This is a genomic window from Pirellulales bacterium, from assembly GCA_036267355.1.
Taxonomy (GTDB): domain Bacteria; phylum Planctomycetota; class Planctomycetia; order Pirellulales; family DATAWG01; genus DATAWG01.
In genome coordinates this window covers 112,709-133,017 of record DATAWG010000082.1, presented here as the reverse complement: position 1 = coordinate 133,017, position 20,309 = coordinate 112,709, and the positions used below count along the sequence as shown (strand labels likewise).

Below are 20,309 nucleotides of genomic sequence, written 5' to 3'. Positions count from 1 at the left end.
GGGCTGCAACGCCGTCTTGTCGGTGGCGACGGCCCCGAAATCGACACTCGGGTTCGCGGCCGTGTCGCCGACGCCATTGTTGGCCGCCGAGTCCCACTTCGTCGAGCCGAAGTAGAACACATCCTCATTGGCGACTTGCGGCGTGTAGAGACTCCAGGAAGCGGTCGCCGAAGTGGCCAGAGCGGTGCCCGATGCGTCGTCAACCGCCCAACCCTGGGCATTCACCGTAAGCTGGTAGGAGCCATCTTGAGCAGTAAGACCGCTGATATTGCCGAGGGTCCAATTCTGATTGTCGGTCGTGGTCAGCGTGGCTCCGGCGAGCGGGGCGCTCAAGCCATCGAAGGTCAATTGCACGTTCTGCAAGCTAAAGCCCTCGACCGGCTCGCCGAAATGAATGGCGATCGAGCTGAGCGGGGTCGTGATCGCCGAGGGAACGGGCGCGATGACATTCACCGTGGGACCCGCGGTGTCGATCGTCAGTTGATCGAGGTCGGTGTTGAATGCCGTTTGGCCTGAGGCGGACGATGCCTCGACGAGGACGGTGTAGGTGCCGTTGGCGAGCGCGGGCTGGATATCGCCGGGCGGCAGCGTCCAGGCCGCGTTGCTGTTCGTCACGGCATAATAAACACCGTTGACTCGGACCGTGAGATTCACCGATGTGCTATTCGTCGATCCTGTGAGGCTCGGGCTGGTGTCGTTGGTGGTGAGCGGGTTTACCGCGGCCGTGAAGGGAGCGGGGGCATAGAAACCGCCCATTGCCAGGCCGCCATCGACCGTGTCGCCGACGAGATGGAACAGACTGCTGCTGAATGCCGTTTGAGTGCCCGCCGCGGCCGAGATTTCAGCGCCCGACGGACCGCCGTCGTTGAACATGACAAGGCTGATCGAGTAATAGCCGGCGGTGGCAAAATTGGCCACACCCAGCGAATCGGCAGCGCCGCGAGTGGCGTCGTACTCGAACGAATCGCCGCTGACGCTGGTGTCGCCCGTGCCGCTGATGAAATTCGCGCCGACGATGGTCAGCATGAAGCCGTCGTCGGTGTTGCCGTCGAACGTATAAGTGCCGGCAGTTGGGATATAAATTTGGCCGGTCGCGGTGAGGGCGTAGTTGTAGACATTGTTCTGGACGGAGCTTTGGCCCGGTAGCGGATTGTCGTTGCCAAAGTCGCCTTCGGTGCCGGTGTTGCCGGTCGAATAATTGATGACGGATGGCGATGCCGCGATTGGCGTGACTGCCCAATCCGAGGAAGTTTCGATCAGTTGCTCGGCGGTTTCGACGGTCGAAACCGTGATATTCGAATTGCCTTCATACACCGTGACAGCCCAGCCGACACCGGCATTCGTGAACGAATCGCTCAGCGTCGGAATTAGCTGGCCCTCGAGCGTGTCGACATTGCGAACCGAGACGGTATAGCTGCTGCTGGTCATCGTCGAAGTGGCCAGCAGCACGGTGATGCCGTCGGACTGCAGCGCGGCGGACGAAATCGTCAAGCCCGGAATCTGGTAGTTGGCGACAACTTGCGACGAGGCCGGATCGACCGGCTCGGTGAACTTGACGGCGACGGTCGTGTTGTTGATCGTCGTCACCGAAGCGATGCCGAGCGGCGAAAGCGAGACCGCGGCGGATTCCGCGCCTTGGATGCCGTCCCAATTGACCGCGGCCACCTCGTACGTGTCGAGATTCTCCGAGGCAATGTTCTGCGTGTCGGTGAAGGTGGTCGAGGTTGTCGTGGCGTACTCCTGACCGTTGCGATAAATCACATAGTCGGCGATTCCGCTGGTGAGATCGATGACGGGCGACCAACTGAGCGTGATCTGGTTGTTGGCGCCGGTGATCTTGGCCTGAAGATTCGCCGGAGCGGCAGGTTGAGTCAGGTCGAGATTGCCACCGTAAGGAGCCAGATACGTGCCGGGAATCGGTCCGCCGCTGCTGGTGTTGAACGTGGTTCCCGGAATTTGCCAGGCCACCGACAGATTGTCGCCGCCGTCCCCTTGCTTCATCAGCGCTTCGATGTAATAGCGCTGCCCCGCGACGAGATAAATCTGCGCCGATTGCTGGTTCGACTCCGCGGTCCATTGCCGATAGGCCGTGTACGAGGACACATAGGCGATCTGCACCGCATTGGCCGGACTCGCATTGGTCGAGAGCAACAACTCGCTCTCATCGTCGCTGGCGATCCAAAATGTGTAGTAGCCCGTCGTGGGCGGATAGATATAGCCTTGAACTCGCTGGCCGTAGTCGTCGATGCCGGTGGTATTGGGGGCTTCGAAGGAAGTCAGATACGTCGAATAGGTCGGATTGTTCGGATAATCGGGATTCAATGCCGGATTCGTAAGATCGCCGACGGTGTCGCCGCCGTCCAGATTGTCCCAGACTTGATCCAGAATCGTGCCGGTCGGGTATTGGAAGATGCCCGAAAGCTGCACCGTGCTCGGCAATATGTCGCCGGATGCGGTGGCCAGATTATGCATCGTAATCGTGAACGCATTGCCGGCGGCGAGGGCCGTGTTGGTCGTCAGCGTGACTTTCGTGTCGTCGAGCGAAAGCGCGACGGCGGTGAACGTGATTCCGCCGCTGATCGAATAATTCGCGAGCGTGCCGGCCGAGGCCGAGGTGAGCGGCTCGTTGAAGTAGATTTCGATATCGTTCGGGTCGATCCAGTCGTAGGAAGTGATGCCCGGCAATGCGGCAACGATCGACGACGACTGATCGCTTTCGACGCCGTCGCGGTTGACGGCGCTGACGGTAAAGGTGTAGTTCGTGGCCGTGGTGACAGTCGTATCGGTGAACGAGGTTGTTTCCGAAGTGCCGATGGCCGTGCCGTCTCGATAGATCACATAATCGGCCACGTCGCTGCGCGGATCGGCCGAGGCGGTCCAAGAAAGCACGATCGCGCCGCTGCTGGCATTGGCAACGGCGGCGAGATTGGCCGGCACGGTGGGGGCGATCGGATCGTAGGCGATATTCACGGCGCCCGGCGTGCCGCCGACATTGCCCGCCATCCAATTGTCGGGGTCGTTGCCATAATCGGCCGGGCGGAGCCGAACGAGCGACGGTCCCTCGCCGGCGGCGATGGTCGGCCAAGGCGAATCATCGCCGTAATCGACCAGATCGGTTTGGTAGTAGGGAACGAACCCGGTGGTCGGATTCGCGGGGCCGGCTTCTTCGAGGGCGATCAATTCGCCGCTGTTGCTTTGATGGCCCGAATAGACGCCGGCAACGGGAATATCGTTCGCCGCAATGTCGTAGCGGAAATTGAATGCCGCGTAGTCGCTGACCAAAACGACATATCCGCCCGGAGCGAGCGTGGTCAGGCCGCTTTGCATCGAGAAAGAGTCCACCGCCGGATTGCCGACCGTAAGATCGACGGCCGACGAAACGAATTCGACCTGATCGGCCATCGTCCATTCCGTCGCGCTGGCCGATGCGCCGCGAGTCAGCTCGACTTGAATCTGTCCGGCGCCGGTCGTGGTGATGCTGCCCAGATCGAGTTTGCCGTCGACGGCGGTGCTTTGATCGATCGTGACCGTCTGTGATCCGCCGGGATAGAGGATCGTGTATTGGGCGTCGCTATCGACCTTGCGCGCGGCGCCAGTCTGATCGGTGAGGCTATAGTCGGCGTAAACGGTGTACGTGCCGGCGCCGAGGGCGTCGGTGGTCCAGGTGGCGGTGGCGCCTTGTTCCAGCGTCCAATATTCGCCGGGATCGCCATCCGAATACCAGCCGAATGTGAAGCCGATTCCGCTACCGAGATAGTAGTTGGTGAGCGATTGCGGAGTCGAAGAGCGATTGTAGAGTTCGATGAACTCGAAATCGTCGCTGTCGGTGAAGCCGGCCGCCGTTTCGGCAGCGGTCGGCTGCGACGGATCGTACATCAGCTCGTTGATGACGATCGGTGAAACGTACGCCGTCGCGACATTGGCGGCGCCGGTGTAATTCGGTTCGGTGCCGAAGGTCGGGCTCGAAAGGAGCACGAAATCCGTGCTGCCCGTCGAGTCGGCGAGCAGACCGGCGGAGATGCCCAGCGGCGTGGCGCCGAACGCCTGGCTTTCTTGATAGCCGCCGGCGGCGCCATCGTCGTTCGACGAAAGCAAGATGTCGAAGCCGTCAGGGCTCAAGACAAACGGCGTGTCTGCGCCGGGATCGCCCGAGCCGGGACCATAATTGTGTGCATCGCTTTCGACCAGATAGCCGTAGGGGGCGATGATCGTGTTGGCGGCGATCTGATACATCGTCAGATTCGAGTTGCTGTCGCTGAGCCACCAGCCGCCGACATTCACCGGTTGCGACGTGGTGTTGTGCAGCTCGATCAGGTCGCCGCCGGCGATGATCGGGTTGGCGAGCACTTCGTTCACCACGATGGCGCCGGGCAGCGGAATCGAAAGCAATTCGCCGGTGCCTGGAGTGCCGTTCAACTCGCCGCTTGGCTCCCAGCCGCTGGCCGAACTCCAGAGCGCGGCCCCTTGCGCGGTGCTGCGAATCTGCAGCGAGAACCCGCCACCCGCCGTTTGGGCATACCAATCGGGGCTGTAGGTGAAATCCTGGACGACGCCGCCGTCGGGCGAAGTCAGCGTCAACTCTTCGCCGCTGTTGCTCAAGTGGCCCGAATACTCGCCCGCCACGATCAAGCTTTGCCAATCGGCTCCGAATTGGGCGTCCAATTCGGCGCCGTATCGGATATCAAACGCCGCTTCATCGGCAACGACGACCATGTAATCGCCGCCGCCGACGGTGACATTCGGGAACGAGAACGTGACGCCGTTGGTGAATTGCAAGCCTTGCAAGGGGAGTGCGCCAGAACTCGTGTTCTGAATCTCGATGAACTCGAAATCTTCCTTGCCGTCGACACTCGTGTAGCCCGCGTTGATTTCAGCTTGCGTGGCCGGGAGCGGATCGTACATGACTTCCGTGACGCGGATCGACGAAAGGTTCACGATGAATTCGGCTTCGGAAATGGCGCTCCAGGCGCCATTGTCGTAGACGCGGGCACGGACTTCTTCGCCTTGCGCGAGCGTGATCGGGGCAGATTGGCCGGGGAGGTAGGTGTACACGTCGGAGGCGGTGTTCACGGCGCCGCCAACGAGCCGAGGATCCGTGCCGTCGAGCGTGTAGTAGATCACAGCGCCGGCCGGCAGGCCCGAGGCCGACATCGTCAGGTGGTCGCCCGGATTGAACGTGCCGCCATACTGGTCGACGCCATTGACATAGAAATCCGGCGCGTAAATATCGGGATACAGACCGGCGGCTTGCAATTGCGCGAGCACGATGCTGGTGCGCTGCGGCAGATACGTGTCGACGATCCAATCGGCTTCGTTGAGCCAACCCGCCTCGGTGTTGGGGATCGGACCGGCGCTGGTCGGAATATCGCCCCAGCGGGCCGATTCGGCGACCATCGCCTGTTCGATCGTGTTGATCTGCGATTGGTAGCGCGCGATCGTGGCAGCCGGCGAGAGCGCGCCGCTGTTGAAAAACATTTGCTGGACCTGGTCGGCAAACGCCATGTCGAATTCGGGATTCGACGCCATGTCGACATACAGCGCCGCCACGCCGTTGCCGCCGGAATAGGTCGAGGACCCATCGCGTCCAAGGCCCAGCACGTTCACATTGAGGCTGCTGTCGAAGCCGCCATTGTCGATCCCGAGCGACATTTCCGCATCCCAACTGAAAAAATCGAAACCGGTCGGGTCGGCGGTATCGATGGCGGCGTAGAAGTTGTGCCAGGGCCAGTCCGTATTGCCGATATAGAGGTTGTTCAACATGTAGTCGATGTAATCGTTCATGTTGAGAAGATCGGTGAAGCTCGAGTTCGGCGTGCCGTTGGGATTGTTTCCCTGGATCTGCTCGAAGGCCGCAAGCGTGTTCATATTGTTCGAACTGGGGAAATTCATCAGCTCATTCCAATACGGCAGGTTCGTCGCGCTGCCGTCGACTTCGTGGCCATCGTTGTTTGCTTCGTATTGCGAGGGCGAGCCGCCCAGATAGGCCGCCGCGAAATCGGCGTCGGGGCGCTCGATCATCTCATACATGCCCCAGAACAACCCGTCGATATAGAGGAACACGTATTGCGAATGGAATCCCGGTTCGTTCATCGCCAGCATGTTGTTCGATGCGAAAATGTCGCGCATGTATTGCGCCGCGTCGCCCGGCGCATTGCCCGAGCCGGCCCAGGCAAATGAATCGTTGAAACCGGCCTTCAGATCGATATTCTCGAACGAAGTGACGGAGTCGCCGGGAAACAGCGGAAAATCGAGACTGGACGGCCCATACGCCGATGAGAACTGCACCCGGAAATTGTGGTCCTCGTATTGCGGATCTCGTCCGACGGCCCCTTCCATCTGCAGGCCCATGTTGATTTGCAAACTGATCGAACCGCTGGAGTTGAAATACTCGAACGACGCCGGCACCTCCAGTTGGACTCCATTGCTCTGCTCGAGATTATCCAGATTCGTGTAGATTCCGGAGTTGGTGCTCGGGCTCAAGTTGCTCGAGAAGAGATTCGGGATCGCCGTCGTGATTGAAATCGTGGGCAACGACAACAGATCTTGTTCCAACCCGGCGGAGTACAGCGGATTTTGCGTGATCGCGGGATTCATCCCGTAGTTGGCCGGCTGCGGTTCGCCGCTGCCGTTGTCGCCCCAAGTCGTCGGAAATCCAGCCGGATCGGACGGCTGATTGATCACATCCGCGAGGAAGATGTAGCTCTCGGTCGAGACGATGCCGGCGTTTCCATCGATGATCGAGACGGCGCGGACATCGGTCGTCGTGGAAATCGCGATCGGGCCGCTGTAGAGCGTGCCGTTGGTTGCGCTCGGGGCGGAACCGTCGGTCGTATAGTAAATCTTCGCGCCGAAGATGCTCGTCGACAACGTCAACGCAAACGGCGCGCTGTAGAAACCATGCTGAACGCTGAACGTCAGATCGGGTTCCCAGGTGCCCACCGTGTTGTAGGTTCCCGGCGAAGGCTGGTTGAAGAAGTGCAAGCCGGATTGCGCGATCGAAATCTCGGAGAGCGCCGGCATCACAAACAGGCTCTGATCGCTCGGCGATGCCATCAGCACCTGAATCGCCAGCACGTTGCCGGTCGCCGTCAGCGCGCCGGTCGTGTCGGGATTCAAGAACGACGAAAGATCGACGTCTTCGAAAGTGGTCGATTGCACTTGGCTGTTGCGATACTCCAAAGCCTGCGAGTTCCACGTCGGATTTGCCGGCGCGTTGCTGCTGGCCACCTCGACGCCGTTCAGATAAGCGACATACCCCGAGTCGTATTGCATTTGCAGCGTCAGCGAACTCAGCGAGGAAATATCGGAAGCATCGAAGTCCATCCGGACGTAGAGCGAAGTGGCGCCAGCGGTGGAAATCGCGGATTGAACGGTCGATTTGACGTTCGTCTGAATTGCCGCGGCAATCGGCGAGGTAGCCGAACTGCCGCCTCCGGCGAACGGCACGCTGGTGACCGCCAAGCCCCCTGCCGACGTGTTGCCGACCAGTTGAAAATTCGAATTGAACGTTATCACTCCGCTCGCCGAACTGGCTTCGGCGAAGAATTCGAATTCCGCGCCGCCGGCGTTCTGATAATAGGTCAGATTGACCGGATAGCTTCCGGCCGTGAGGTAGGTTGTGGCGAAAGTATTGGTTGGTCCTTGCAGCTCGTCGCTGGCCATCGTGCTGCCGCTGGCCGTGGTGGTGTTCGCGCCGTCGAAGAAATTCGCGCCCGTGAGGGTCATCGAAAACCCGTCGTCGGAACTGGCGCCGAACGTGTAGTAGCCCGACGAGGGGATCGTGATCGTTCCCGTGGCCGTCAACACATAGTAGCTCGATCCCTCACCGACGGTCATGCCGGGGAACGGGTTGTCGCTGCCGAAATTCCCGCCACCGCCGGTGTCCATGAAATTCAGGACCGATTCGGTGTCGCTCGTAACCGAGCTTTCCTCCGAAGACGTGTCGATCACCGTCTCGGCCTGAGCCAGATTCGCGACGCTGCCGGTGTTCGCCTTGTAGAGCGTCGTGGCGAAGCCGTTGGACTGCGCATAGCCGAGCCCGGTCGGGCCCGACGCCCAAGTGGAATCGTTGAAACTCGGCTCGGTCCAGGTGGTGCCCAGCGAGCCGTTCGTCGGAGCGTAATAGGTTGCCGTGGCGCCGACCGGGATGATCGAGGTTTCGTTGACGATTTCGCCGATCCCGTAGGAGATGCCCGAAGTCGAGGCGGGATACGGTTCGTACGACGAGATCACGTCGCCCAAATTGTCGACCAGCTCCAGATCTTTGCCGGATTTGCTGAGATTGAAATTCGTGTGCAATTCTTGCGTCGGATCGGTTTGCGAGTTGGAATCGCAAAAAATGACGCGGGCCTCGCCGGGGCCGAGCGTCATGTTGGGAAACGTCCAGATTGTCGGCGAGCTGTTGCCGTACTCGAGCTTCCAGCCGTTCATATTCACGGCCTGGGTGCTGCTGGTGTTGGTGATTTCGAGCCAATCGGCGGCGACGCCCGCGCTATCGACCACATTGGAAACTGCCGCTGGCGCGATTTCGCTGATGATAATCGGCGACGTGGTGAGCATTCGCCGATATTCGAGCCACTCCAATCCCAGGCGATGCACTTGCGAAAGCCGCGCTCGCTTCGAAGAGCCCTGGTCGGAAGACGACAGACGCCGGCGGCGACTGCGGGCGGCGCGATTCTTAGCTGCCATGTGATCCTCGATTTTCGATTCCCATCCGAATTCAGTCGGCGCGCAGTCGGAGCACGCCCTCTGACATCGATTTTCCCCCCCGCGGGCGACCATCAGCCAGATTCGCCGCGACGCCCGGTCGAAATAGACGCTGGCAGAATCTTAACCAAACCCTCGCGAAAGTTCAGCAAAATTTTGCCGATTTTTGTCGGGGATCGAGAAACAGCCGAGCGACGTTGCGGTTTTGCCCCGCCGCGGGCCTTCGCTTCGACTTTCCACGGCTGCGCGGCCACCGCGCACGCTGACGATTCACGCTCGCCGGATCAGGTCGCCGCCCCGCGTCGAAGCTCTTCGAACAGCGAGGCCAACGCCTCCTGGTAACGCATCCACCGGCCGGCCGAAGAGGTAAACACCGGTTGCCGCACCTGGACGGCACTCGCGGTTCGCACCGGCCGGCTCGTCCGATGGAATTCCAAGCAAGCCGGATCCCAATCGAGTCCGCACCCTGCGACAAGCCGTCGAGCGACGCCCTCTAGATCCGCAACGAGCTCTTCGTAGTCGATCTCCAACATCGGGGCCGGCAGAACCTGCCGCCAATGGGCCATCAGCCGTTGGTACTGATGGAATCGCGAGGCAATGTGCCGCGGATCGTTGGCCCAGCGGATTTTATCGAAGTAGGTCATCCAGCAGGAAACTGCGACGTCGCGCAAGTCGCGACGGCAATGAATCACCTTCGCGCGGGGAAACAGAACCGCCAACGGACCCAGGAACAAGGTGTTGCCGGGCATTTTGTCGACGATGCAAACGGCCTCGCTGTCGAAATCGCGAAGCCGCTCTAAATGCCGCGCGGCAAGTTCGCCCGCGGCTTGCCGGCTAAGTTGTGCCAGGCCTGCGACGATGTTTGCGGTCGGCCCGCAAAGCTGGGTCATTGTTTGCTGCACCAGCGGCAGCTCGCCCGCCCCGAAAACCTGCGGGTGGCTGGCAAGAATCTGCTCGACGAGTGTCGTGCCCGACCGCGGCAACCCGACGACGAACACTGGCGTTTCGCTCGCCGACCCCCAAGATCGCACGCGCTCGAAGAACTCAGGCGGGCAGGCCGCGATCATTTGGGAAACGAGCGTTTCGAATTCGCTCGGATCGTAGGCCCGTCCGCTCTCATTGCGCGCGGCCAACTGCCGCGCGTTGGCCCGAGTGAGGTGTTCGGCGGCGGCGGTATATTGGCCGCGTGCGTCGAACACTTTGGCCAAGCCGAAGTGCAGCAGCATTTGCTGGCAAACGGTGAGGTCGGCATCGTCCAATAGTTGCGACTGGCCGGCAAGATCGGCCGGCGGAAGATTGCCACCCAACAGCGCCGCTAGATTATAGTGCGCCAGCGCGAATCTCGGATCGGACCGCAGCGCGGCGCGGAAGCTTGCCTCAGCGCCGGCAAATTCTCCCATTTCTTCCAGCACGCTGCCTAGATTATTGTGGGCCTCGGCATGGTCTGGCCGCAATTGCACGACATAGCGATAGCAGCCGGCGGCTTCCTCAAGCGTGCCCTGTTCCGCGAGTGCGGTGGCCAGGTTGTAGTGTGCCTTCACAAAACGGGGGTTCAATTCCACGGCCCGACGGAAATGGGCGACTGCTTCCGGCAAATTGCCTTGTTCGCGGAGGATATTTCCCAAGTTGTTGTGTGGCTCGGCGTAGTCGGGCCGGAGTTCGGCGGCAATCCGGAAGCAGGACGCCGCTTCGTCCCACTTCCGCTGAATCGTCAAGACATTTCCAAGGTTGCTATGCGCCTCGGCGTAGCCGGGCTTGAATCCGATGGCGCGCCGGTAGCAGCCGGCGGCTTCCTCAAGCGTGCCTTGTCCGCGCACCGCGTTGCCGAGATTGAAATGGGCTTCCGCGAAATCGGGCTTTAGCCGGAGAGCATGCCCGTAGCTGGCAATCGCTTCGTCGATTCTTCCGAGTTCCTTCAGCGCGTTGCCGAGATTGCTGTGCGCCTCGGCAAAGTCGGGCTTGAGCTCGATCGCCCGGCGGTAGGGCTCGACCGATTCGGAAAACCGACGTAGTGCAATGAGGGCTTCGCCCAGGTTGTTGTGCATCGCCGCGTCGGAACCGTTCAATCCGATCGCGCGGGCGATGTATTCCGCCGCGATCGCGTGATTGCCGGCTTGGTGGGCAACGACGCCGAGCAAATGCCACGCCTCGGGTTGATTCGGTTCGACCGCAAGAATCTGCCGATAGATTTGCTCGGCTGCCCGCAGGCGGCCTTCGCGATGGTGGCGCAGCGCGGCGGTCAGAGCGTCGAAAATCGTTGCCATGGCGCAAGTATAAGCCGACGCCGTGTGACGATCGACGCATGCCCCGCGACTGGCAGATCTCGATCGAGCGAGTTGTCTCGAAAAAAAATGGCACCGTAGACAATTGCGTGCGGCGAGCGAGTATAATCGACCTCGCGGTCGGCAATTCTTTCAGGGCGGGGGAAGGTGTATTGTCGGCTCGAACCGGGAAACCGTTGCGCCCCCGCCGGGCGGCGCCGTTCAGCCAACCGCATCGAGCGAGGGCTAATGACTCCGATTCGCAAAACTCGAGCTATTGCTTCCGCGGCGCACGTAGCGTCCGTTGCGACGTTGTTTGCTGTCGTTTTAGCGTCGCAAGAGCGGGCGGCTTGGAGCACCGAATTCAGCGTCGGCGATTTGGTCGTCACGCAGATCGGCGCCACAGGCAGCGGCACCGCACTCACGAATAAAGGCACCGCCGCGTTTCTCGACGAAATCAGCACGTCGGGCGCCTCGGTGCAACAATTGGCGCTGCCGACAGCCGCCAGCGGTTCGAACAACCCGCTCACCCTCGGAGGAACCGCCGCATCCGAAGGCGAACTGTCGCTTTCGGCGAATGGGCAATTCCTAGTGGGCGCCGGATACGACGTGGGTGTCGGCGGAACCACGCAGGGCGAATCCACCGTCGGGCTGATCAACAACGCCGGCAGCATCGACACCACGACCACGACCGACGCGCTCGGCGGCAACAACACGCGCAGCGCCACTTCCGACGACGGCAACGAAGTTTGGATCGCCGGTCCGAACGGGCTTGTCTACACCACGCTTGGTTCAAGCGATTCCACGGCGCTCTCCACTAAAAATATCGACGCTTCGAATTTGCGCTCGCTATCGATCGTTCCCGCCGCCGTCTCGCCGACGGGCGTGAATGAACTGCTTGCTTCCTCGAATAAGACGGACCTGGGCGTCGAACAGTTTTCGCCCGCCGAGCCCGCGAGCGGCAAACCGACCGGCACGATGCTCCCCGGCATGACGGCGACCACCGCCCCGAACACCTATGCCTTTTTCTTCACCAGCCCGAACACGATGTTCGTCGCCGATGCGACCGTCGGCCTGCAAGAATGGACCTACAGCAGCAGCGCCGCAACATGGACCAACGTCGCCAGCCTCGGCGGTTCATTCGTCGGTCTCACCGGCATTCAGACGGGCAACACCGTTACGCTGTATGCCACGACGGGCAGCAGCGCCGCAGCCGGCTGGGCCCCCGATAATTCGCTTGTAAAAGACCTGTTCACATTCGACTCCGGCACCTCCGGCACTGGCAGTTTCGGCGCGCCGATCACCCTCGCCACCGCCACCGGCGATTCCGGATTTTCAGGCGTCGCATTCGCCCCCGGCCCGGGCCCAGGCGCCGCAACCATCGACAATTCCGGAAGCGGAACCTTCGGCGGCACGGTGCTCAGCTATTCCTACGCAGTCGGCGGCAGCTACGCCGGGGTATCCACGCAGGTGGCATCGCAGACCAGCGGCACCACCGTCGGCGGTCCGATCGAAAACACCGTCGCGACGATATTGGCAGGAAACAACTCCGGCTCGTTCACGGCCAACGATGCTGCGAGCGTGTCGATGACCTGGCGAAACCGCACACTCGCCGAAACCCCCATGTCTGAAGGTGGTTCGCCGGCATCCCCGTTGATCAGCGACGTCGTGAATCTCTACGGCATGGCCTCGGCCGCGACGGGAAGCCCGACCGACGGACCAGTGCAATCCGATCCATTCGTGTTGCAACTGACGTTCGATCCCGCGACCCTCGGTTCCAGTGAGGCGACGACGGCAGCCGCCGGAGGCGTCTACCTGGCTTGGCTCAATCCAAACGGTGGTGGAAACGGTATCGCCGAGTGGCAACATGCCAACACCGGCGATACCGGCGGAATCGTTACATCAGCCAACTCGACGCCAAGCTACGTGGGCTCGTTTGTCGCATTTCTCAATAGTCTCGATGGCAATTCTAGTTATCCATTGCTAATGACTGAGGATTATGGTGCGCCGTGGACGGCGGCGACGATCGGAAGCTTGAGCAATGCGCAACTAAACGAGATCCTCGGCGCCTGGGGCGTCGATCCAACGGACCAGGATGCGTGGGCAGTGCTGAATCACAACAGCGAGTTCGCCGTAGTGCCCGAACCCCCGACGCTGTTGCTGGCCGCGCTTGCCGTTGCCGGACTGGCAGTTTGGGCGGGGTTTACGCGTCGACTTCTTCCGACCTAAGGCTCGGCCGAAAAATAACTTCTCCACCGACCCCTCTTCCCTTGCGGGAAAGGGCAGCGTGAGGGGTTTGAACAGCGGAACTTATTTTTCGGCCGTGCCAACTTGCCTCGCACGAGACCTCACCAGCAAAAGAATCGCGGGAAGGCGACATTGTGCTCGAAAACGTTTTCGGCAAACTGCCCCGCTTCTCGACGCGGCCGTGCGTGCAAGATGGCGACTCGCCGTGGGCACTGGCTCCCTGCGGCAGCGACACACCACCGGTAGCCCGACGCCCGAGACATTGCGTGTCCAACATGACGGGCGTACACGAGAAGCAACGACGAGCGAGGAGCGGCGAGGAGCCGGTTGGGTTGCAGCGTGCTGCTTTGCTGGCTACGATGCGGCGAAGCTGCGCATCCCTGCTTTTCGGAGCCGCGACATGAATCTCCCGCGCGCGGGCCTGTTGATCGCCGTGTTGTTGAACTCGGTTTCTTCTGCCGTGTTCGCTCAGCAGAAGCCGATTGTCGGCCTGATTCCGAAAGCCACGAAGCCGGTCAAGATGGACGGCAAGCTCGACGATTGGGATAGGGCGTTCGTCACGCCGGTCAATATCGGACATCCCGACTTCGCGAACCGGGGAGGGGAATTCCTGTTTCTCTGGGACGACGACAATCTCTACGTCGGCCTTCGCTGTCTCGATCAGCATCCGGCCCATTTCGGATCGGCGATCTGGGACGGCGACGCGGTCGAATTCTATCTCGACACTCGCCGTGGCGACAAACTCGGCGGACCGCAATTCGGCCCCGGCTCGCTCCACATGTTCTGGACCCCCTTCACCAAGACCGACATCAAGCCTCGTTGGGCGGTGCGCGACTTGCCGGCTTTCAAAGGCCTCAGGCTGCACGGCGTCGAAATCGCCGGTGAGAAAACGCCCTGGGGCTGGACCGCCGAATTCAAGTTGCCCTGGGCAAACTTCCCGGAGTTCAAAGCCAAGGCCGATGAAATAATCGGCATCGACTGCGAACTATGCAGCAGCGACGGCGGCCCGCGGGCCGATCGCACGTTCGTCTATTCCTCACCTGACAACGTGGCCACGCCTTCAGCCTTCGGGCGAGTGAGGCTCGTCGACAAAATCGAGCCCGGCGACCTCAAGCCGTTCGGCAAAGCGCTGCTGCCAATGAGCTTGACGAAATCGGGAAATTACGGCTGGCTCTATGGCGCCGTTTGCATTTCGCCGACCATCGATAAAGCCGTGGCGAAGTTCGAAGGCAAACTCTTGGACGGCAACGGCAAGGTGCGGAAAACGACCGCTGGAAACCGCAAGACGCTCGACGGCTCCGGCTTCGACGTCTGGACGGGAAACTGGGAACTGTTTGACCTGCCGCCCGGAATCTACACCGTCGAGGTCTCGGCATTGGATCAAGCCGGAAGGATAGTCACCGCCAGGACCGAAAAGGTGCTGCATGGTGATCCCGCGGAGACAGCCGCGGCCAAACCTCGATAATTGCCGGTTTTCTCGTTCAGCGATTTCGGCGGAGGCGATTGCCGCTCAATCACGCACCCACTTCAGCAGCAGCCCAATCGCAATGTCGAGAGCGAAGGAAAGCAACAAGCTCATGCTGCCCGCCTCCGCTACCGGCGAATTATCCGCAGCGTTGGCAAATCCTCTTTCAGGTCGCGCACGCCGGCTTCGCTGACGCCGGTCATCGCGATGTCAAGCAGTGTCAAGCGAGGCAAGCGTTTGATGTACTGCATTCCGGCATCCGTTATCTTATCACTCGAATATAGCGTGAGGTGCATGAGTCGAGAAAGGCGCTGCAGATCGCTCAAACCGGCGTCCGTGACTCCGCCGGTCGTGAAGAGCTTCAAATCCTTCAAATGTGTCAAACCTTTGATGTGCGACAATGCAGCGTCGTCGACATTGGAGCCGTCCAAGGTCAAGAATTCTAGGCGAGTCAATTGTTCAAGAGGTTTCCACCCCGCATCGCTGACCGAGGAATCGGAGATCGTCAATTCTCGAAGATCGCCCAAATCTCGAAGGTTCAACAACGTCGAATCCGTGACTGCCATTCCCGATAAGCTGACCGTTCGCAAATGCGGCAAGTCGCCGATCGCGCGAAATACGTTCTTGCTGACTCCATCTTCATCCGTTAGCACAACGCCGATCGCCGTGGCACAATAGTCGACGCCGATCCAATTTCTGAGCCAAGTTGGAGCGGTGGCCGGACCCGCCGCCCCGCCAAAGGGACCTTCTTCGGCAACCTGGTAGTCGTACCAAACCTTGCCGCCTGCCTTTTCAATGATCTTGACTGCGTTTCTCTGACGGGTTGCGCGATTGCAAATCGTGCCCAACGAAACACATAAGACCGTAATTGCGAATAAGATCGGTAACGCAAGGCGTTGCCAATGGCGGCGAGATTCGGCTGGTACCAGCCGATGTCGAGTGATGTAAGGCATGGCGGGCATCCTCCCGCACGATCCAGAAAAAGGCAAGGCGAGTTCCGTGGCTTTGAAACCAGCCGCCAATTGCGAATGCTAGCCCGGATTATTCAGTGCCCCACACTAGCCCGAAGCGTAAGCGAGGCGGCCACCGAGGCTGGCAGAGCCCGTGGCCCACCAGAGCGGCCATCGGCCGCAACCAACGTAGCAGGCACACTCCGTGTGCCGTCTGCGCTCCGCGGCGGATTGCGCACAGAGCGGCGCAGACGGCACACGGAGTGTGCCTGCTACATTGAGCCGCCTCGCCGGGCAAAGATTTCGAACGTTCGTATCTTCCTGATGTATTTCTCCCGTCTGCGCTCCGCGGCGGGTTGCGCACAGAGCGGGGCAGACGGCACACGGAGTGTGCCTGCTACATTGGGCCGTCTCGCCGGGCAAAGATTGCGAACGTTCGCTTTTTACCGATGAACTTCTCCATAACCTGCGGAGAGGCTTTGGAATTCCGCGAGTGTGCCATTGGCAGAGCCATCGGCACACCAGAGCGGCCTTTGGCCGCAACCAACGTAGCAGGCACACTCCGTGTGCCGTCTGCGCTCCGCGGCGGGTTGCGCAAAGAGCGGGGCAGACGGCACACGGAGTGTGCCTGCTACATTGGGCCGTCTCGCCGGGCAAAGATTGCGAATGTTCGCTTCTTACCGATGAACTTCTCCATAACCTGCGGAGAAGTTTTGGAGCTCCGCGAGAGTGCCATTGGCAGAGCCATCGGCACACCAGAGCGGCCTTGGGCCGCAACCAACGTAGCAGGCACACTCCGTGTGCCGTCTGCGCTCCGCGGCGGGTTGCGCAAAGAGCGGGCCAGCCGGCACACGGAGTGTGGCTGCTACCATTGAAAGGGGAGAGGGGTCTGTGGAGAAACTGTTTTTCGGCCGGGCCCTACCGGTCTACCGCTTGCCTCCCTTGCGTGTCGCGCGGTGTCGCTCCACAATAGTGCCTCACCGATTCTCCCTAACTCGTCGATCTCCACCGGAGGCCCGATTGCGCATGGCTGACAAACCCCAAGTCATTCTCAGCGGATTCGCCGACGAAGCCGCTTATCACAAGACGGCCGTCGAGCAATTCGCTCCGTTTGCGGCCCTGGGGTTGCACTACTACAGCTTGCGTGCGATCGACGCCGGCCGCGGCGTCAAGAATGTCTTGCAGCTCACGACCGCAGAAATCCAGAAAATCCGGCATCAGGAAGACGAATACGATCTCAGCGTCGCATCGATCGGTTCGCCGATCGGCAAGGTGAAACTGCTGGATATCGACGATGGCACGCAGAATCGCTATGTCCCTTTCGATCGCTATTTGGCCAAGGAAGTGCGCCGGGCCTGCGAATTGGCCCACGCCTTCGAAACCAAACTGATCCGCGGATTTTCGTTTTATCCGCCGGCCGCCGACGATCCGCGGAAACATTTAGCGCAGGCCGTCGATCAGATCGGCCAGATCGCCGAAATGTGCCATCGCTCCGATCTGACGTTCGGATTGGAAGTCGAAGCGAATCTGGTCGGCCGCGACGGCTTGATCCTCGCCGAGATCCATCGGCAGGTGAACCATCCGGCGCTGGTGTTGGTGTTCGACGCGGCAAATCTCGTCTGCCAGGGCTTTTCCACGAGCGAGGTGTTTGTCCATTACTTGGCGATGAAGCCGGCACTTGGCTGGATGCACGTCAAAGACTATCGCGCGGTTCGCCGCAGCCGGCCAGCTAAGAAGTGGGGGGCGAATGGCGCGCCAAAAGGCTCGTCGGCAACGAAGAGCAAGACTCGCGCGGCCTCGGCCCGCAGCGCGCCGGTCGACGAAGCATCGCTGCGCAATTTCGTTCCGGTCGGAATGGGCAACAGCGGCTACGAAGAGATTCTCCGCGACTTCAGCGAATCGATCCCGGCGCTGGAAAAGCGATTGCGGCGCCGAGGAATTCCGGGCGTTTTCCTGGAACTCGAGCCGCATCTGAAGTCGGGCGGTCAATACGGCGGCGCAAGCGGACCCGACGGCATGGGCGTTGCCCTGCGGGCACTGACGCGCGTGCTCGATTTCGTCGGCATCGGCTACGAGCTCCGTTCCTACGACGACATCCGCGCCGGCTATCAAGGCTGAGCCGCCCACTTCGGGAGCGGTTGAGGGCACGCGAAGGTCGGCATCCCGGCGTCGGCCTGTCGGCGCGGCTTCGTTTGTGCCAATATAATTCCAGGGCCCATGGCTCTGTCCCCTCACCCTCACCCTCACCCTCGCCCTCCCTTGCTGCCTCTCGCCCTTTCCACGACCGCTCGACCGCTTTCGATGCGGATGCGGCCCGATTTGGAAATGCGAGCCGTTGCCATGCGCGGCCGGCCGCAATGGAGCGTGAAGGACCCGCTTGCGCTGCGCTACTTCCAGTTGCGCGAGGAGGAATACTTCGTGTTGCGCATGCTCGATGGGCAAACGAGCATCGACGAGATCCAATCGCGCTTCGAGCGGCGGTTTGCCCCGCGGCGGCTCGATCCGCAGCGCCTGCAAGCTTATCTGGGGCGACTGCACGAAGAGGGCCTGATCGTCGCCGATTCCAGCGGCCAGGCGGCCGAGTTGCTCGAGCGCCGGCGAAAACAGCGCTGGCAGAAAATGCTGGAGCAGCTTGCGAATGTGCTGGCGTTGCAGTTTCGCGGGATCGATCCCGACGCATTCTTGGGCCGCCTCGAACCGGCGACGCGCTGGATCTTTTCCCGCGCCATGGCGTTTGTTTGCGCGCTCGTCGTCCTGTCGGCCATCGTCCTCGCGGGAGTTCACTGCGAAACGCTTCAAGCGCGGTTGCCGGATTTCCGGGCGTTTTTCGGGGCCGGAAATTTGTTCTGGCTTGCCGCGGCGATCGGTTCGGTGAAGGTGTTGCACGAGATCGGGCATGCCCTCACTTGCCGGCATTTCGGCGGCCGCTGCCACGAGCTCGGCTTCATGCTGCTGGTGTTCACGCCCTGCCTGTATTGCAACGTGTCCGACGCCTGGCTGCTCGGCGACAAACGGCAGCGGATCGCGATCAGCGCGGCCGGGATCGTCGTTGAAATGGTGATCGCCGCATTGGCCACCTTCGTGTGGTGGTCGACCGGCAACGGCCTCTTGAATTCGCTTTGCCTCGATCTGATGTTCGTCTGCTCGGTGAATACGGTGCTGCTCAACGGCAATCCGCTTCTGCGCTACGACGGTTACTACATCCTTTCCGATCTGCTTGAAGTGCCGAATTTGCAGCAACAGGCCTCGAGTGTCTGGCGGCGCTGGCTGGCTCGCTTTACCGCCGGGGCCGAGTTGGTCGAAGATCGGCTGTTGCCGGCCCATGGGCAGGGGTGGCTGGCGCTGTATTCCGTGCTATCGGCGCTGTACCGGCTGATGGTGGTGGTGTTGATCGTGTGGTTCATGCATCGTGTGCTCTCGCCGTACGGGTTGGATCCATTGGTGCTGCTGATCGCGCTGACGGCCGTCGGAGCGATGGTCGGGATGCCCGCTGCGAGCGGAGTCCGATTTTTGAAAAACCAGCATCGGCGCGACGAAGTGCATTGGGGCCGGCTGGCGATGTTCGCCGGCGGAGCCTGTTTGGCGATCGCGGCAGTGCTGAGCGTCCCGTTGCCGCATCGCGTCGCGGCGCCCGTGGTGTTGGAGCCGGCCGACGCCGCACGTGTGTATGTCGACGTGTCGGGCAGGCTGTTGGAATCCGTGCGAGCGGGCGATGTTGTCACGGTCGGGCAAACGCTCGCTCGGCTCGAGAATCGCGAAATGGATTTGGAAATCGCCCAGCTTCAAGGCGATCTCAATACTCAATCACTTCATTTGCAGAACATCCTGCGGCAGCAGGGGGGCGATCCCGTTGCCGCGGCAGAAATTCCCACCGCGCAAAAGGCCGTGGCCGATCTGAGCGAGCGGCTCAAGCGTCGCTTGGAAGACCGGCAGCGGCTTACGATCGTGGCCCCGCGCTCCGGCACGGTCCTTCCCCCACGCAGCCGTTCGGCGGACGCGCGGCAGGGCGAGCCGCGGGGCGAATTGCCCGGCTGGTCAAACACGCCGCTCGACCCAATCAATCTCGGGGCCTATCTGGAAACGGGCACTCCGTTTTGCCTCGTCGGCGATCCGAGCAAGCTGGAGGCCGTGGCGGTGATCGATCAGGCGGATGTCGATTTCGTGCGCCCCGGGGCGAGCGTCGCGATCAAACTCGACGAATTGCCCGCTGATACGTTGCACGGCAAAGTGACTGCGGTGGCCCAGATCGATCTCGAAGTCGCTCCGCGCGAGCTGGCCGATCTCGGCGAACTGCCGAGCCGCGTCGATGCCTCGGGCATGGTGCATCCGCTCGAGACGATGTATCAAGCCCGGATCACGCTCGATGAGCACCCGATTCCGCTACGCGACCGCTCCGCAGGCCGGGCCAAAATCGATGCTCCCAGCCAATCGCTCGGCGCGCGATTATGGCGCTCGCTCGAAGGCACGTTCCAGTTCCACTGGTAAGGCGAGGCCGGAAAAACACCGTCACAGCGTCGGCCCTGACAGGGCCCTTCAACAAGGCGCCACGAATTGTGGAACGGCCCCTTCAGGGCCGGACTATGCGTTGCACCACATTCCCAGGGCTACGCCGCTCACGCGGCTCCGCCCTGGGCTGACGGAATGAGCCTTTCAGGCTCAAGTTTGGTAGAATGAGCCATT

At 61.2% G+C, this 20,309-nt stretch carries 7 protein-coding genes; 4 read left to right on the top strand and 3 right to left on the bottom strand.

What is annotated here, in order from left to right; genetic code table 11:
* Window positions 1-8,688, bottom strand: an 8,688-nt coding sequence (locus VHX65_13275; protein HEX3999517.1) for a lamin tail domain-containing protein, incomplete at its 3' end; no start/stop codon positions are given.
* A gap of 302 nt (window positions 8,689-8,990) precedes the next feature.
* Complete coding sequence (locus VHX65_13270) at window positions 8,991-10,970, bottom strand: tetratricopeptide repeat protein (GenBank protein HEX3999516.1); 1,980 nt, start codon at window positions 10,968-10,970, stop codon at window positions 8,991-8,993.
* Between the two features lie 309 nt (window positions 10,971-11,279).
* Here VHX65_13270 and VHX65_13265 point away from each other — a divergent pair, with 309 nt between their 5' ends.
* Complete coding sequence (locus tag VHX65_13265; GenBank protein ID HEX3999515.1) at window positions 11,280-13,196, top strand: PEP-CTERM sorting domain-containing protein; 1,917 nt, start codon at window positions 11,280-11,282, stop codon at window positions 13,194-13,196.
* A gap of 418 nt (window positions 13,197-13,614) precedes the next feature.
* A complete protein-coding gene (locus tag VHX65_13260) occupies window positions 13,615-14,679 on the top strand; it encodes a sugar-binding protein (protein HEX3999514.1) in 1,065 nt (354 codons plus the stop codon).
* Window positions 14,680-14,807: 128 nt separating this feature from the next.
* Here VHX65_13260 and VHX65_13255 read toward each other — a convergent pair whose 3' ends face one another.
* The gene (locus tag VHX65_13255; protein ID HEX3999513.1) at window positions 14,808-15,701 is read right to left on the bottom strand and encodes a hypothetical protein; all 894 of its coding nucleotides are present in this window, start codon (window positions 15,699-15,701) and stop codon (window positions 14,808-14,810) included.
* Between the two features lie 954 nt (window positions 15,702-16,655).
* Between VHX65_13255 and VHX65_13250 the strand changes: the two genes are divergently transcribed.
* Together VHX65_13250 and VHX65_13245 are read left to right on the top strand one after the other, a co-directional pair.
* Complete coding sequence (locus tag VHX65_13250) at window positions 16,656-17,747, top strand: TIM barrel protein (GenBank protein HEX3999512.1); 1,092 nt, start codon at window positions 16,656-16,658, stop codon at window positions 17,745-17,747.
* Window positions 17,748-17,888: 141 nt separating this feature from the next.
* Window positions 17,889-20,114 carry an HlyD family efflux transporter periplasmic adaptor subunit gene (locus VHX65_13245; protein ID HEX3999511.1) on the top strand — a complete coding sequence of 742 codons (2,226 nt, stop codon included), beginning with the start codon at window positions 17,889-17,891 and terminating at the stop codon, window positions 20,112-20,114.
* Window positions 20,115-20,309: the final 195 nt, after the last annotated feature.

What these genes read in the sequence shown, in the direction of transcription:
- VHX65_13250 (HEX3999512.1), top strand. Translation starts at nt 16,656, where the DNA reads ATGGCTGACAAACCCCAAGTCATTCTCAGCGGATTCGCCGACGAAGCC.
- VHX65_13260 (HEX3999514.1), top strand. Translation starts at nt 13,615, where the DNA reads ATGAATCTCCCGCGCGCGGGCCTGTTGATCGCCGTGTTGTTGAACTCG.
- VHX65_13270 (HEX3999516.1), bottom strand. Translation starts at nt 10,970, where the DNA reads ATGGCAACGATTTTCGACGCTCTGACCGCCGCGCTGCGCCACCATCGC.